At 67.3% G+C, this 14275-nt stretch carries 12 protein-coding genes; 5 read left to right on the top strand and 7 right to left on the bottom strand.

Going from position 1 to position 14275, the window contains the following annotated elements; all coding sequences use genetic code 11:
* Positions 1–55 precede the first annotated feature (55 nt).
* Positions 56–682 (bottom strand): NAD(P)-dependent oxidoreductase, encoded by a 627-nt coding sequence (locus tag ATO3_RS07325; protein WP_158217917.1) that lies wholly within the window; start codon positions 680–682, stop codon positions 56–58.
* Between the two features lie 106 nt (positions 683–788).
* Between ATO3_RS07325 and ATO3_RS07320 the strand changes: the two genes are divergently transcribed.
* Positions 789–1172: a winged helix-turn-helix transcriptional regulator gene (locus tag ATO3_RS07320; protein WP_088649164.1), complete on the top strand. Its 384-nt coding sequence runs from the start codon at positions 789–791 to the stop codon at positions 1170–1172.
* A 115-nt stretch (positions 1173–1287) separates the two neighbouring features.
* Here the strand turns inward: ATO3_RS07320 and ATO3_RS07315 are convergent, their stop codons facing one another.
* Together ATO3_RS07315 and ATO3_RS07310 are read right to left on the bottom strand one after the other, a co-directional pair.
* Positions 1288–2505, bottom strand: coding sequence for an aminopeptidase P family protein (locus ATO3_RS07315; protein WP_088649163.1), 1218 nt, complete (start codon positions 2503–2505; stop codon positions 1288–1290).
* A gap of 185 nt (positions 2506–2690) precedes the next feature.
* Complete coding sequence (locus tag ATO3_RS07310; protein ID WP_088649162.1) at positions 2691–3482, bottom strand: alpha/beta hydrolase; 792 nt, start codon at positions 3480–3482, stop codon at positions 2691–2693.
* A gap of 81 nt (positions 3483–3563) precedes the next feature.
* On the opposite strand from ATO3_RS07310, the gene ATO3_RS07305 reads away from it, so the two are divergent.
* The 3 genes from ATO3_RS07305 (at position 3564) to ATO3_RS07295 (ending at position 7294) form a co-directional block, all read left to right on the top strand.
* Positions 3564–5033 (top strand): NAD-dependent succinate-semialdehyde dehydrogenase, encoded by a 1470-nt coding sequence (locus tag ATO3_RS07305; RefSeq protein ID WP_088649161.1) that lies wholly within the window; start codon positions 3564–3566, stop codon positions 5031–5033.
* 77 nt (positions 5034–5110) lie between these two features.
* Positions 5111–6148 carry a hypothetical protein gene (locus tag ATO3_RS07300; RefSeq protein ID WP_088649160.1) on the top strand — a complete coding sequence of 346 codons (1038 nt, stop codon included), beginning with the start codon at positions 5111–5113 and terminating at the stop codon, positions 6146–6148.
* A 132-nt stretch (positions 6149–6280) separates the two neighbouring features.
* A complete protein-coding gene (locus tag ATO3_RS07295) occupies positions 6281–7294 on the top strand; it encodes a hypothetical protein (protein WP_088649159.1) in 1014 nt (337 codons plus the stop codon).
* 234 nt (positions 7295–7528) lie between these two features.
* On the opposite strand, the gene ATO3_RS07290 is transcribed toward ATO3_RS07295, so the two are convergent.
* Entirely contained in the window at positions 7529–8695 is a 1167-nt protein-coding gene (locus tag ATO3_RS07290; protein ID WP_088649158.1) for a hypothetical protein, read from the bottom strand.
* Between the two features lie 179 nt (positions 8696–8874).
* Here ATO3_RS07290 and ATO3_RS07285 point away from each other — a divergent pair, with 179 nt between their 5' ends.
* Positions 8875–11037 carry an esterase-like activity of phytase family protein gene (locus ATO3_RS07285; protein WP_088649157.1) on the top strand — a complete coding sequence of 721 codons (2163 nt, stop codon included), beginning with the start codon at positions 8875–8877 and terminating at the stop codon, positions 11035–11037.
* A gap of 260 nt (positions 11038–11297) precedes the next feature.
* Here ATO3_RS07285 and ATO3_RS07280 read toward each other — a convergent pair whose 3' ends face one another.
* The 3 genes from ATO3_RS07280 to glcF all read right to left on the bottom strand — a co-directional run bounded on the left by ATO3_RS07280 (position 11298) and on the right by glcF (position 14266).
* Positions 11298–11774 (bottom strand): Hsp20 family protein, encoded by a 477-nt coding sequence (locus ATO3_RS07280; RefSeq protein WP_088649156.1) that lies wholly within the window; start codon positions 11772–11774, stop codon positions 11298–11300.
* 194 nt (positions 11775–11968) lie between these two features.
* Positions 11969–12817: a trypsin-like serine peptidase gene (locus tag ATO3_RS07275; RefSeq protein ID WP_088649155.1), complete on the bottom strand. Its 849-nt coding sequence runs from the start codon at positions 12815–12817 to the stop codon at positions 11969–11971.
* A 159-nt stretch (positions 12818–12976) separates the two neighbouring features.
* On the bottom strand, positions 12977–14266 hold the full coding sequence (gene glcF / locus ATO3_RS07270; protein WP_088649154.1) for a glycolate oxidase subunit GlcF: 1290 nt from the start codon (positions 14264–14266) through the stop codon (positions 12977–12979).
* Positions 14267–14275 lie beyond the last annotated feature (9 nt).

The raw sequence follows: 14275 nt of genomic DNA, 5'->3' as shown, positions 1-14275 counted from the left end.
CGGACCGCCTTTTCATCCGGGGCACGGGACTGTCCGGCCCCGGCAGGACGGCGCCTCAGTAGGCGACGGTGAAGATCGCGCGCCCGTGTTTCGGCGCCTCGGCCTCGTCCACCAGCGCGATCGCGAAATCCTCGGCGCTGATGCGGCTGTTGCCCTCGGCGTCGGTCAGGTATTCGCGGCCACCCAGCCGGAACTTGCCGGTCTTTTCGCCCGGGGCGATCTCGCCCGGGGGCGCGATGAAACTGTATGCCGCGTCCGAGGCGTCCAGCAGCGCATAGGCGGCCCGCATGGCCTTGGCCTCCGCGGCATAGGCCTCGGGCACCACGTCGGCGACGGGGGTGCCGTCGGGCAGGTTCAGCGTGCCGGCCCCGCCGACGACCACGATCGGTTTGCCCGCCCCTGTGGCGCCGGCGACGTAGCCCTTCATGATGTCTTCCATCTCCTGCGCCGGGTTGCCCGTGCTGCGCGGGCTGACCGTGCCGACGATCACGTCGGCGTCCTTCGCCGCTGCGGCCACGGCGGCTCCGTCGGTAACCTCCAGCTTCAGCGGGGTCAGGCCGTCTTTCGCGGGCAGGGCCTCGGGCGAGCGCACGGCGGCGATGACCTCGTGGCCACGGCCCAGGGCCTCTTCGGTGACACGGCTGCCGATCATGCCGGAGGCTCCGATGACGAGAAGCTTCATGACTTGGCTCCTTTTCCCAATCAGGTTACTATGCGTAACCATCTAGAGGGTCCGCCCGGCCCCCGGAATACGCATTGCGCCGTCTCATAGTTACCTTGGAGGAACCATGCCTGCCCGCCGCACCCGGAACTTCGCCTGCCCCGTCCGCGACGTTCTCGACCGTGTCGGCGATGCCTGGTCGGTTCTGGTGATCCTGGAGCTGTCGAAGGGGCCCTGCCGGTTCAACGCGCTGAAGCGGGTGATCGACGGGGTGTCGCAGAGGATGCTGTCGGTGACGCTCCGGCATCTGGAACGCGACGGGCTTGTCACGCGGGAGGTGCTGCCGACCGCGCCGCCGCAGGTGGAATACGCGCTGACCGAACGGGGGCTGTCGCTGCATGCCGCGATCGGCGCGCTGAACGACTGGGCCGTGACGCATCAGGGCGGGATCCGCGAGAGCCGGGCGGAGTACGACGCCCGGGCCGATCCCACGTCTGGCGCGGCGGCCTAGGGTCTTCGCCATCCGGCAACGCGCCCCGAAGCCGTGGACAGCAAACGCCGCGGACATGATCCGCGGCGTTTGTGTGGGTCGGCCGAACGGAGACCAGCCTCCGCGCCTTGCGCCTCTATCCGACGACGTTGAACTCGGGCCCATAGGGGAAGCCGGTGATGTTCTCGGCGCCGGTTTCGTTGATCACCAGAATGTCGTGCTCTCGGTATCCGCCGGCGCCGGGCTGGCCATGGGGAATGGTCAGCATCGGCTCCATCGAGATCACCATGCCGGGTTCCAGCACCGTGTCGATATCCTCGCGCAGCTCCAGCCCGGCCTCGCGCCCGTAGTAGTGGCTGAGCACGCCGAAGGAATGGCCGTAACCGAAGGTACGGTATTGCAGCAGGTCGCGCTCGGAGAGGAAGGCGTTGATCTGCTGCGTGATCTCGCCACAGGACGCGCCGGGCTTCAGCAGAGACATGCCGTATTCATGGGTGGCGACATTGGCCTCCCAGATCTTTCGGCTTGCGGGATCGACATCGCCCAGGAACAGCGTGCGTTCCAGCGCCGTGTAGTAGCCCGAGATCATCGGGAAGGCGTTGAGCGACAGGATATCCCCGCGCTGCAGGGCGCGCGACGTGACCGGGTTGTGCGCGCCATCGGTGTTCAGATCCGACTGGAACCAGACCCAGGTGTCGCGGTACTCGGCCTCGGGGAACCGTTTCGCGATCTCAAGCTCCATCGCGTCGCGCCCGGCCATGGCCACGTCGATCTCGCGCGTGCCCTCGCGGATTACATCGCGGATCGCAAAGCCACCCACGTCGGCCACCTGGGCGCCTTCGCGGATCAGGGCGATCTCGGCATCGGTCTTGTGCATGCGCTGTTCCATCGCCTCCAGCGACAAGTCGAGCATGGTGAGCGGCTGCAGGAAATCCTCCAGCCGGTCGCGCTGGATAAGGGTGAGGTGATCGCTTTCGCAGCCCAGCACCGCGCCCTCGCCGACGACGGATTTGACCGCGCGCCAGAAATTGTCCCGGCTCCAGTCGGTATAGGTGAGGGTGTCGCCATGGCTGCGCCGCCAGGGCTGGCCGGCGTCGATGCCCGCGCTGATGGTGACGGACTGATCGGCGGTGACGACAAGCCCATAGGGCCGGCCGAAGCTGCAATACAGAAAGCCCGAGTAATAGGCCACGTTCTGCATCGAGGTGAAGAGCGCGGTGTCGACGCCCAGCGTTTCCATCCGCTCGCGCAGCTTGGCGAGCCGCTGGTCGTATTCTTGAGGCTCAAAGGGCAGGGCTGCCTTCTGACCGTTGTGAAAGCGGTAGGTTTCGGGGCGGATCGGAGTGGGCGTCATGGTCGGTGTTCCTTGCCAGACAAGGTCCCGGCGTTCAGGACGGATCGGGGTCTGATCCGGGCGACGCCATCGCCCGGCCCCTGCGCGGACGGTGCCGTGTTCCGGCAGAAGGATCAAGGACCCCGGCGTCGCATCCGGCCGAGAAAATTCGTCGAATTTTCTGGCGCAGCCCCGGGCTTGCCGCCTTATTCCACGCAGAGCCGCGCGACCAGCGCCGACCCCGGATCCGCAAGCGCGTCGATCACGTCGAAATGGTGCCGCCCCTTGGCCACGATCCGCTCCACGCCCCAGGCCTCGGCCAGCCACAGCGTCTGGTCCAGGAAGGCCGGCCGCTCCGCCCCGCCCACCAGGACCGAAACCGGCACGTCGCGCCGGTCTGTCATGTGGATCGGGCTTTCGGCCACCGCCTCGGCCGGGTCCAGATGCAGGTCGTCGTTCAGGTTGGTCTGCATCAGCGGCGCCAGGTCCGCCAGCGGCGAGATCGGCTGCACCGAGACCAGCCGCCCTGCCACCGCCTCGGGCAAGAGCTCGGGGTCCAGCATCCGCGCAACAAGATGACCGCCCGCAGAATGGCCGGTCAGGGCGATCGGCCCGGAGGTTCGGTCGGCCACGGCCTGAACGGCGGCGGCGACCTGGCGGGTGATGTCGGTGATCCGCACGGCCGGGCACAGGTCATACCCCGGCATCGCCACCGTCCAGCCGCGCCCCAGCGGCCCCGCCGCCAGCCAGGACCAGTCGGACCGCGCCAGCGACCGCCAGTACCCGCCATGCACGAAGATCACCGTGCCGCGCGACGCCGCGCCGTCGGGATGGAACAGGTCGAACGCCTGCCGCGTTCCGGTTCCGTAGGCCAGGCCGATCTCGGCCCGCGGGCCCATTTCCGACCGGAAGGCCTCTGCCGCGCGCGCCCATCGCGCCGGATAGTCGGACCCGCCCGGAATATGGGGCCCGTTGGCGTAAGCTTCGCTGAGATCCATGTCAGCCTCCCTCGCGGCACTGGACAAACCCGGCCCGAGGGCGTTTCCTGCGCGCAAAATCAACCCCCCGGGGAGACCACCATGCTCGATACAATGACCAATCTGCAATCGCTTCTGAAGGATCCCAGCCTTCTTGCCCCCAAGGCCTATGTCGGGGGCGAATGGATCGACGGCGATGACGGCACCTTCGACGTCAGCAATCCGGCGCGCGGCGATGTCATCGCCCAGGTCGCCGATCTCAGCCGCGCCCAGGTGGGGCAGGCCATCGACAAGGCCGTCGCCGCCCAGAAGGAATGGGCCGCGATGACCGGCAAGGAGCGCGCGCAGATCATGCGCAAGTGGTTCGACCTGATGATGGAAAACCAGGACGACCTGGGCACCATCCTGACCGCCGAACAGGGCAAGCCGCTGGCCGAGGCCAAGGGCGAGATCGCCTATGGCGCCAGCTTTATCGAGTTCTTCGGCGAAGAGGCCAAGCGCGTCTACGGCGACACCATCCCCGGCCACCAGCGCGACAAGCGCATCACGGTGATGAAGCAGCCCATCGGCGTCGCCGCGTCGATCACACCGTGGAACTTTCCCAACGCCATGATCACCCGCAAGGCCGGCCCCGCGCTGGCCGCCGGCTGCGCCTTTGTCGCGCGTCCCGCCGCGGAAACGCCGCTGTCGGCCACGGCTCTGGCCGTGCTGGCCGAGCGCGCCGGCATCCCGGCGGGTGTGTTCAACGTGGTCACCTCTTCCTCGTCCAGCGCGGTCGGCAAGGAATTCTGCGAGAACCCCGGCATCCGCAAGCTGACCTTCACCGGCTCGACCGAGGTGGGGCGCATCCTGCTGAAACAGGCCGCCGACCAGGTGCTGAAATGCTCGATGGAGCTGGGCGGCAACGCGCCCTTCATCGTTTTCGACGACGCCGACCTGGATGCCGCCGTCGAAGGCGCGATCCTCTGCAAGTTCCGCAACAACGGCCAGACCTGCGTCTGCGCCAACCGGATCTACGTGCAGGCCGGCGTCTATGATGCCTTTGCCGCCAAGCTGAAGGCCCGCGTGGAACAGATGAAGGTCGGCGACGGGCTCGAAGAGGGCACCGACCTCGGCCCGCTGATCAACCCCGAGGCCGGCGACAAGGTGCGCGAGCATATCGCCGACGCGACCTCCAAGGGCGGCAAGGTGATCCTGGGCGGCGCCGAGATGGAGGGCAATTTCTTCCAGCCGACCATCGTCACCGGCGCCACGCAGGACATGGCCTTTGCCACCGACGAGACCTTCGGCCCTCTCGCCCCGCTCTTCAAGTTCGAGACCGAGGACGACGTGATCGCCATGGCCAACGACACGATCTTCGGCCTGGCGTCCTACTTCTACGCCAAGGACCTGAGCCGCGTGTACAAGGTCGCCGAAGCGCTGGAATACGGGATCGTCGGCATCAACACCGGCATCATCTCGACCGAGGTCGCGCCCTTCGGCGGCGTCAAGCAATCCGGTCTCGGCCGCGAGGGCAGCCATTACGGCCTGGATGATTTCCTCGAGCTGAAATACGTCTGCATGTCCGTCTGAGCCACCCCACCCCGAACGGCGCCGTCCCGCGCGGCGCCGTTAACCGCCCGTAGGCGAATCGGCCCTATTTTCCGCCCATGCGGAGAAGACGGATCATCGCCGCGCTGGCCTTCGCGCTTCTGCTGTGCGGGCCCGTGCCATGGCCTCGGACGGCGCAGGCCCAGGACTGCGGCCTGCCCTCGGACTGGCAGGCGCTGTCCGATCTTGCCCGCGTCGCCGCCCGCGCCAGGATGCAGCCGCCGGATGACCTGCGCGCGCAGGTCGCCAGGCAGCTGGACCAGCTCGACCGCACCCGGCTCTTCGAGGAAATCTCGCGCATCCAGTCGAGGACGACGCGCCTGAGGGTCGAGGCGGTGCTGGACCAGTTGCAGCGGTTCGGCCGGTCCGGCGACCTGGCGAGACCCTGGATCCTCGCGATGGATCTCGACGAGATCGACAAGACGATGAAGGAATATTGCGGCAGCATCGATTTCAACCTGCCTGAGATGACCTCCCCCTTCGAGATCATCGCAACGTTCCTCGGTCTCGCTGACAGTGACCAGCCGCTGCCCGCGCAGTTCCAGGTGTCCGATTACGCCCGGCTGGCGCTGCTGCCCGCCGTGGCGGCGATGGCGGCGGCGACGCTGGTGCTCATCACCCGGCTGATCGGCTGGACCCAGACATTCCGCCACCGCCGCAAGACCTGCCGGATCGTGGCGACGCTGATCATCGGCACCTACCGGCTGGGCGGCCACGTGGTCATCCTGGGCCGCTACAACTGCCGCTTCGTGCCGAACAGCCCGGAGGACCGGGCGCTGCTGGGCGACATCGCGGAGAGCGACGAGACGGTGCTGCTCGCCGGGCGGATCCTCGTGCCCTGCCATGTCTCGGGCCTGCGGCGCGAGAACGCGGCGATCGAATTCCAGCTGCCCCTGCCCGACGATATGCAGGACGCGTTTCTGGCGATGTCCTCGGTCCCGACGCATTACAGCCTGCAAAGCCGGTTGAAGAGCAATGTCCAGCGCCGCCCCGGCGACGCCCCCGCCCCCGCGCGGTTCATCGAACCGGAGGCCGCGGACGCGCCCGGCCTCGATGCCGCGCAGCACCTGTCGGCGTCCCGGCCGGACAACAGCTGATAGGGCGCGGACGGCCGGTGCCGGCCGGCAGGCCCCCGCCGGACGCGCCGATCGCGGTGGCGCAGCCGGGCCGTTAGGATTTGAAAGATCGGGTTAAGACTTTGGTCGCAAGTGGCTGCTAGGCTCCGTCGCATGAAAGCGCCTCTCGCCTTCCTCTGCCTCGTGCTGTCCCTGCTGCTGCTTGTGCCTTCTGGCCCGGGCGTGCGCGCCCAGGGCGTGGATCTGCATTGCGGCGCCCCGTTCGACTGGCAGAAGCTGGCGAACCTGACCCGCCGCGTCGCCCGCCGCCTGCCGCGGGTCAGCGAAGATGCGCCCCGCGACATCGCCGCCGCGCTGAGGGACCTCAACTGGGGCCGCCTGCGCAGCTGGCAGGGCCGGATCGACCGGCCCGACATCGACCGGCTGATGAAAGCCTCGGTCGAAGAGCTGCGCAATTTCTCTTCGACCGCCCGGATGACCCGGCCCGACTTGCTGGTCGAGACACTGGACCTGATCGACACCCGCAGCGCCTCCATCTGCGTCGAGGTGACGGCGAACGGCGCCGAGGGCGATGGTGGCTTTGGCGGAAAGCCCTCTCCGGCCGGGTTCGGCATGTCCGCGAACGGGGAAACATTTGCAGATTATGCGCGACTGTCGATGCTGCCGGTCATCATCGCCGCCTTCGGGGTGATCCTGAAGATCGGGCACATGCTGCTGAAATGGTATCACACGGTGCGCTACAGCCGCCGGTCCTGCCAGGTCATGGCCGAAATACACATCGGCCCCTACGTGATCCCCGGTACAATCACGGTGCTGGGCCTGCGGGGCTGCCGTTTCGTCTGCGGCGACGACGAAAGCCGTGCGCTGCTCTCGGTGGTGGCCGGCTCGTCCGAGATGAAGCTGCTGGTCGGCAGCATCCGCCTTCCGTCCTCTCTTTCGGCCCTGAACGACACCTGGGCGGCACTGCAGTTCGAATCCATGCTGACGGAGCAGTTGCACGTCACGATCCTGGAGCGTTCGAAGGTCCGCCCGCGCTACGTGACCCTGCCGGCCCTGACCGGCGGCACGCCGTCGGTCGGATCCGGCTCTGGCAGACCGGCACGCCAGACCAATGCCGTGGCCGCCTCGACCGCCGCACGGCGGGAGCGCAAGAGCGAGCCGGCCTGATCCTTCGCCCCCGCGTTTCGCGGTGCGGCCGGTCACGGGGCTCCGGTCACGGATTACATGGCGCAGGGTGCGGCGCAGCAAGGCCAAGCCCATTGTCGGGACAAGAACCTAACAGGAACCAGCCCGCAACCATCATCGCCGCGAAGATCCAGAAGCGCGCCGAGGCGTGAAAAAGCCGTGCCAGCGGCCGTCAGGCCAGGCTGGCCCGCGCAGGACGGGGACGGGGAAGTCCGCTCAGTCTTCGACCTGCGGCTGTGCCGCGGCCTGGTCGTCAATCTTCGGACGCGCGGCCAGGCCGGCGCGCAGCTTGTTGACCATGCGCGTCAGCCCCGCCACGTCGGGATGCGCCTCGGGGTCCAGCCCCTGCAGCGTGGCCTGCGCCCGCATCAGGCTGTCCTCGGCTTCGGCGATCCGCTCCCTGTGGATCTGAAGCTGCGCCACATTGATCAGCCGGCGCACCCGCTCCATCTGCATCTGCAGCGTCACTCCGCTGACACGCCGGCCCAGCACTCCGGTCAGGATCTCGATCTGCTGCGGCGTGAAGACGTGGCGCCGGGGCTCGCGCGCGGGCTGGCAAAGCTCGGTGCCATAGCGCTCGCCTTCGTCCAGCATCGCATCGACCTCGGCCATCGCGCGCGACAGCCGCCGCAGCATCTCGCGCTGCACCGGGCGCGCGGGGAACACCGTTTCAGAATCCACATCCGGCACCTCGTTGCAGAGCGCATCGGCCAGCGCGCTCGCCGCGCGCGGATCATGGGCGTTCAGCCCGCGCAGCACCGTCAGTTCCGACGCCGTCATCGACCGGTTAACCGGCCGGTCGCCGCCGCGCACCAGACTGCCGGCGGGCAGATCCAGGAAACGCTCGGTGATCTCGATCAGCTCGGTCTTGTGGCGATCGTAGTTGAACAGGTGCCAGGTCACCGGCACCGCGCCGTAATCGCGTTTCAGCGCATCGCGCACCAGCTCGGGATAGGCGTAATTGGCGAATGTCGCTTCCACGCTCTCGGTCGCGCCGCCGCGCTTGACCATCTGTTGATAGCTGCTTTCCGCATGGGGGATCGGGTCGCGCAGGAACATCAGCACCTCGACCTCGCCGATGTCGTGATGCGCGCAGAAGGCAGCCAGCCGCCCGGACCAGTCCGGCTCCACCGCGAAGGCGCGGAACAGACGCTCGGCGCTGAAAAAGACACGGTCCCGCGTGACCGAGAATGCCTCGGGCGGATCGGTCAGCAGGGCCTGGCCATTGCCCGACGAGATCTTCCACCCCGTCGCCGCCTCGGACGGGTCGCCGGGATAATCGATGCCATGGGCGGCCAGCACGTCCACCGAATTGGCAAAGCTGGCCTGCAGAAAGCTCGACCCCGTCTTGGAATGGCCGATATGAAGATAGAGTTTGCGCATGCGATGCCCTGGCTGAATTGTCGCGTGGGTGCCATGACAGCCCCCCCGAGAGCAAGAGGCCGGACGCTATCAGCCTCAGCGACGGCCCGTGAAATTTACGTTCACGCAACAAATGCGTCACACCCTTGTTACCTTCGGTCGTCTACCCCCGACATCGAATGAACCAATGGGGAAATCTCATGACGATGAAGCTTGCAACGCTGACCTCTGTCCTGGCCATCACGGCCGGTGCCGGTCTGGCGCAGGACATGAACTTCAACCGCATCGCATCGTTCCCGGTCGCGTCGAACATGGCCGAGGGCGAGGACACCGCGCGCGAGACTTCGGCCGAGATCATCGCCGCCACCGCGGACGGCATGACGCTGGTCTACACCGACAGCCCGCTGGGCGCCCTTGGCATGATCGACATCACCGATCCGGCCAACCCGCAGCCCGGCGGCAACATCGATCTGGGCGGCGAACCGACGAGCGTGACGGTCATCGGCTCGACCGCCTTCGTGGGCATCAACACCTCGGAAAGCTATGTCGAACCCTCGGGCCGCATCGCCGCGTTCGACACCGCGACCGGGCAAGAGACCGGCTCCTGCGACCTTGGCGGCCAGCCGGATTCGCTGGCCTCGGCCAAGGACGGTTCCTTCGTGGCCGTGGCGATCGAGAACGAGCGTGACGAGGACCTGGGCGACGGCGGCCTGCCGCAGATGCCCGCCGGATTCCTGGTTCTGGTCGGCGTGGCCGATGGCGCTCTGGACTGCGACAGCCTGCAGAAGGTCGATCTGACCGGGCTGGGCGGTGACACGCCCGAGGATCCGGAACCCGAATATGTCTCCATCAACGGGCTCGGCGAGACGGTCGTGACCCTGCAGGAGAACAACTACCTTGTCGTCGTGTCGAAGGACGGCGAGGTGATCAGCCACTTTTCCGCCGGCACCGTGGATCTCGACGGGATCGACGTGGTCGAGGATGACGCGCTGGACTTCACCGGCTCGCTTCGCGACGTGCCGCGTGAACCGGATTCGGTCATCTGGATCGACGACGACCATTTCGCCACCGCCAACGAAGGCGATTGGAAGGGCGGCAGCCGCGGCTGGACGATCTTCTCGAAGACCGGCGACGTGGTCTATGAATCCGGCGCGTCGTTCGAACATGCGCTGATCGAGATCGGCCACTACCCGGAAGGCCGTTCGGAAAACAAGGGCGTGGAGCCCGAGTCGGTGACCTTCGACACCTTCGGCGGCACGCCCTTCGTCTTTGTCGGGTCCGAGCGCGGCTCTGCCGTGGGCGTCTACGACGTGACCGACCCGGCGAACCCGGTCCTGACCCAGCTGCTGCCCTCGGGCATCGGGCCGGAAGGCTATGTCACCATCCCCGACCGCAACCTGCTGGTCTCGGCCAACGAGAACGACCTGTTCGAGGACGGCGCCGCGCGGTCGCACGTGATGCTCTTCGAATACCAGGACGCACCGGCCGCCTATCCGCACATCACCTCGGCCGGCAGCGAAGAGCTGATCGGCTGGGGCGCGCTGTCGGGCATGGTCATGGGCGAAGACGGCATGATCTACGGCGTGACCGACAGCTTCTACCTCGGCCAGCCTGCGATCCTGACCATCGACGCCAGCGAGACGCCCGCCCGGATCACCGACAAGATGGTGGTCACGATGGATGGCGCTCCGGCCCCGGCGCTCGACCTCGAAGGCATCGCGCTGGACGGTGAGGGCGGCTTCTGGCTGGCCAACGAAGGCCGCGCCGACGGCAGCCGCGTGAACAAGATCGTGCACGTGGACGCAAGCGGCGCCATCCTCGAAGAGGTGGTCGTGCCCGAAAGCCTGACCGCCAACGCGACGAACTCGGGCCTCGAAGGCGTGACCGTCGATGCCGACGGCACCATCTGGGTCGCCGTGCAGCGCGAATGGAAGGACGACCAGCCGCAGCACGTGAAGCTGCTGGCCTACACGCCGGGCACCGGCGGCTGGACGGGCGTCTACTACCCGACCGAAAAGCCGGATTACGGCTGGGTCGGCCTGTCGGAGATCGTGTTCCACGACGGCGCCTTCTACCTGATCGAGCGCGACAACCAGCTGGGCGACCTGGCAAAGACCAAGTGGATCACCCGGGTCTCGCTGGACGGCGTCGAGCCGGGCGAGCTGGGCGGTGACCTGCCGGTGGTCGAAAAGGAACTGGTCCGCGACCTGCTGCCCGACCTGACCTCGACAGGCGGCTACGTGCTGGACAAGGTCGAAGGCCTGGCGATCGGCCCCGACGGCACGCTGTATATCTCGACCGACAACGACGGTGTCGACGACCATTCGGGCGAGACGATGTTCTGGACGGTTCAGGCCAACTGACCCTCCGAACGGTAACCAGTACCGGGGCGCTCCGTCGGGGCGCCCCTTTTTCGTGCGGACCGCGACACCGGTGCGGTCCGGGCGCCCGGCCCTGTCTTCTTCTTGGATCCAAATACTCCGGCGCTGGTCTTTCCGTCTGCGCTCCGCCCGCAGCGGGGCGGATACCGGCGGCCGGCCTGTCCCATCCGCATGCGTGGACGAACAAAGGCCCGGGATCTCTCCCGGGCCCGTCGTCATCTTGGGTCTTTACGAGGTAAGGCTCAGTTGACGGCCTTGGCGTCGACCACGTCGGTCTCGACGGCGCCCGATGCATCGGTCGCGATCTCGATCCGGCGGGGTTTCAGGGCCTCGGGCACTTCGCGCTGCAGGTCGATATGCAGCATGCCGTCGGCATGAGAGGCACCGGTCACGCGCACATGATCGGCCAGCTGGAAGCGGCGTTCGAAGGCGCGGGTGGCGATGCCACGGTGCAGGAAGGTGCGTTCGCCCTGCTCATCCGATTTGCGGCCAGACACCACGACGGCGCCGTCCTTGACCTCGACCGACAGGTCACCGGGGGCAAAGCCCGCCACGGCGACCGAGATGCGATAGGCATCGTCGGCGGTCTTCTCGATATTGTAGGGCGGATAGGTCTGCGAACTTACGTCGTTCGCCATAACGCGGTCCATCATGTCGGCGATCCTGTCGAAGCCGACAGTGGCACGATAGAGCGGGGCAAGGTCAAAGCTGTTGCGCATGGGTCGTCATCCTCAGTTTCAGAGCAATTCACGATAGGTGCCCTCCGATCTCGGACGGGCGGTCATGCGGGGCCCGGCTTGCGGCGTCCCGATAAGCCTCAGATGGGATGAGGCAAGGGGCGTTTCAAGAGGGGGCGCCGCAGGAGGATGACACCGCGCGCCCCTGTTCACGCCGATGCGGTGGCCGCGGCGGGTCAAGGCCGGATGAACTTGGCCCCGGTGGTGTTGCGGCCTTCGCCGACGCGGATCCGGTTCGTCAGCGGCGCCGGGTCCAGCCCATAGCCCTTGCCGGCCGCCAGTTCCGCCTTCAGGATACCCAGCGGTTCGTCCAGCGAGGTGCCCAGGGCCACCTTCTGCCCGTCCAGCTCGGCCTTGGCCGAGACCACCGACACGATCCGCGGCGCGCCACCGGCAAACGAGAAGATGGGCGCGCCCGAGGATCCGAAATCGACATCGCAGGACATGATCAGCACGCCCTCCTGCCGGGCCATGACGCCGCAGACCTCTTCCAGCGACGGCGCCTCGGACCGGTCGCGCGCGTAGGACACGACGCCGACCTCGTCGCCCTTGTGCGGCCGCGCGGCGGTGAGAAAGGGCGTGACGGTGGTGTTGCGAATCGGCTGGTCGAGTTCCAGCAGCGCCAGGTCGTTGCGCACCCGCTCGGCGCTCAGCTCGTCCCGGAAATTGTAATCCGGCGGCACCACGGCGCGGCGCACCTGCCGGTAGGCCGAGGCGCGGCCATTGCGCCAGCCGGCCAGGAATTGCACCCGAGTATGATCGATCCGCTCGCCCGTGGTCTTGTCGAACACGCAATGCGCCGCGGTCAGGACCAGGTCGGGCGCGATCAGCGCCCCGGTGCAGAACCCCCTGCCATCCAGGTCCAGCCGACCGACCGCTTCCCAGCCGCGCGCGGCCTCCATCGTGTCAAGCCGGCGCAGGTCGCCCTCTCCGGCGGCGGCGGTGCCGGCGGTCAGCCCAAGGGCCACGGGCAGACCCAGGCACAGGCCAAACCCGGCCGCGATGATCGTTCGGAAATTGCGCATGTCCGTCTCCTGGCGTCGACCCTAGCGGGTCTAGGCGGGACGTGCGGCATAAATGCGACCACACCGGGCCCGCTTCGGGACAGGTTGAGACAAGGCGCGCGGTTTTGGCAACACCCCGCAGTGGCAGTCAAAATCCGGCCGGCGGGCGCGGGCCCTGCGTCAGACCGCCGCCAGCGCCGCCGGCTTCGGCCCGCCGGTGGCCCAGTCCAGCAGCTCGACCGTATGGACGACCGGCACGTCGGTGCCCGAACCGATCTGCATCATGCAGCCGATATTGCCGGCGGCAATCACGTCCGGCGCCTTGTCCTCCAGCGTCTTCACCTTGCGCGCCTTCAGCTTGCCCGAGATTTCGGGCTGCATCAGGTTGTAGGTTCCGGCCGATCCGCAGCACAGGTGACTGTCGGCGGGCTCCACCACCTCGAAGCCCGCGCGCTTCAGCAGATCCTTCGGCGCGGCCTTCACCTTCTGCCCATGCTGCAGCGAACAGGCGGCGTGGTAAGCCACGCGCAGGTCCTTCGCCGCGCCCTTCGGCAGTTCCAGCTTCGAGAGCAGCTCGCTGATGTCCATGGCGATTCCCGAAACCCGCGCGGCATCCTCGGCCAACGCCTCGGTCCGGAACATGTGGCCGTAATCCTTCACCGTGGTGCCGCAGCCCGAGGTGTTGATGACGATGGCATCCAGGCCCGCGCCGTCCATCTCTGCCACCCAGGCCCGGATGTTGGCGGCGGCCGATCCATGCGACAGGTCCACCTGTCCCATGTGATGGGTCAGCGCCCCGCAACAGCCCGCGCCTTCGGCGACGACAACCTCGACCCCGACCCGCGTCAGCAGGCGGATGGTGGCATCGTTGATATCGGTGTTCAGCGCCTTCTGCGCGCAGCCGGTCATCAGTGCGACGCGCTTGATCTTCTGCCCCATGGCCGGAAACACCTGCGGATCGTCATTGCGGCTGACCGGCGGGATCGTCTTTGGCGCCATGTCCAGCATCGCCTTCAGCCGCGCATCGGGCATCAGCCCCCGGAATGGTCGCCCGAGTTTCGCCGCCAGCAGCGCCATGCGGAAGCGCCCCGGATAGGGCAGGATCCGCGCCAGCACCCAGCGCAGGGCGCGGTCGGTGAAGGGCCGGTCGTAATTCTTCTCGATGTATTCCCGCGCGTGATCGACCAGGTGCATGTAATGCACCCCCGAGGGGCAGGTCGTCATGCAGGCCAGGCAGGACAGGCAGCGGTCGATATGCTTTACGGTGGTCGCGTCCGGCACACGCTCGTTCTCCAGCATGTCCTTGATCAGGTAGATGCGCCCGCGCGGGCTGTCCAGCTCGTCGCCCAGCACCTGATAGGTCGGGCAGGTCGCCGTGCAGAACCCGCAATGGACGCAGGCGCGCAGGATCTGGTTGGCCCGCTGGGTACCCGCATCCTTCAGCTGTTCTTTGATGAAATTCGTCTGCATCTCGCCCCC

The sequence above is a fragment of the Marinibacterium profundimaris genome (genome assembly GCF_002210095.1).
In the GTDB taxonomy this organism is placed as follows: Bacteria; Pseudomonadota; Alphaproteobacteria; order Rhodobacterales; family Rhodobacteraceae; genus Marinibacterium; species Marinibacterium profundimaris.
Note: the sequence above shows the minus strand (reverse complement) of the source record. Positions and strands in the feature narration are given on the sequence as shown.

Bases quoted from the DNA above. Each gene is read 5' to 3' on its own strand.
- ATO3_RS07295 (WP_088649159.1), top strand. From the start codon at position 6,281: ATGAAAGCGCCTCTCGCCTTCCTCTGCCTCGTGCTGTCCCTGCTGCTG.
- ATO3_RS07320 (WP_088649164.1), top strand. From the start codon at position 789: ATGCCTGCCCGCCGCACCCGGAACTTCGCCTGCCCCGTCCGCGACGTT.
- ATO3_RS07290 (WP_088649158.1), bottom strand. From the start codon at position 8,695: ATGCGCAAACTCTATCTTCATATCGGCCATTCCAAGACGGGGTCGAGC.
- ATO3_RS07275 (WP_088649155.1), bottom strand. From the start codon at position 12,817: ATGCGCAATTTCCGAACGATCATCGCGGCCGGGTTTGGCCTGTGCCTG.
- glcF (WP_088649154.1), bottom strand. From the start codon at position 14,266: ATGCAGACGAATTTCATCAAAGAACAGCTGAAGGATGCGGGTACCCAG.
- ATO3_RS07315 (WP_088649163.1), bottom strand. From the start codon at position 2,505: ATGACGCCCACTCCGATCCGCCCCGAAACCTACCGCTTTCACAACGGT.
- ATO3_RS07285 (WP_088649157.1), top strand. From the start codon at position 8,875: ATGACGATGAAGCTTGCAACGCTGACCTCTGTCCTGGCCATCACGGCC.
- ATO3_RS07280 (WP_088649156.1), bottom strand. From the start codon at position 11,774: ATGCGCAACAGCTTTGACCTTGCCCCGCTCTATCGTGCCACTGTCGGC.
- ATO3_RS07305 (WP_088649161.1), top strand. From the start codon at position 3,564: ATGCTCGATACAATGACCAATCTGCAATCGCTTCTGAAGGATCCCAGC.
- ATO3_RS07325 (WP_158217917.1), bottom strand. From the start codon at position 682: ATGAAGCTTCTCGTCATCGGAGCCTCCGGCATGATCGGCAGCCGTGTC.
- ATO3_RS07300 (WP_088649160.1), top strand. From the start codon at position 5,111: ATGCGGAGAAGACGGATCATCGCCGCGCTGGCCTTCGCGCTTCTGCTG.
- ATO3_RS07310 (WP_088649162.1), bottom strand. From the start codon at position 3,482: ATGGATCTCAGCGAAGCTTACGCCAACGGGCCCCATATTCCGGGCGGG.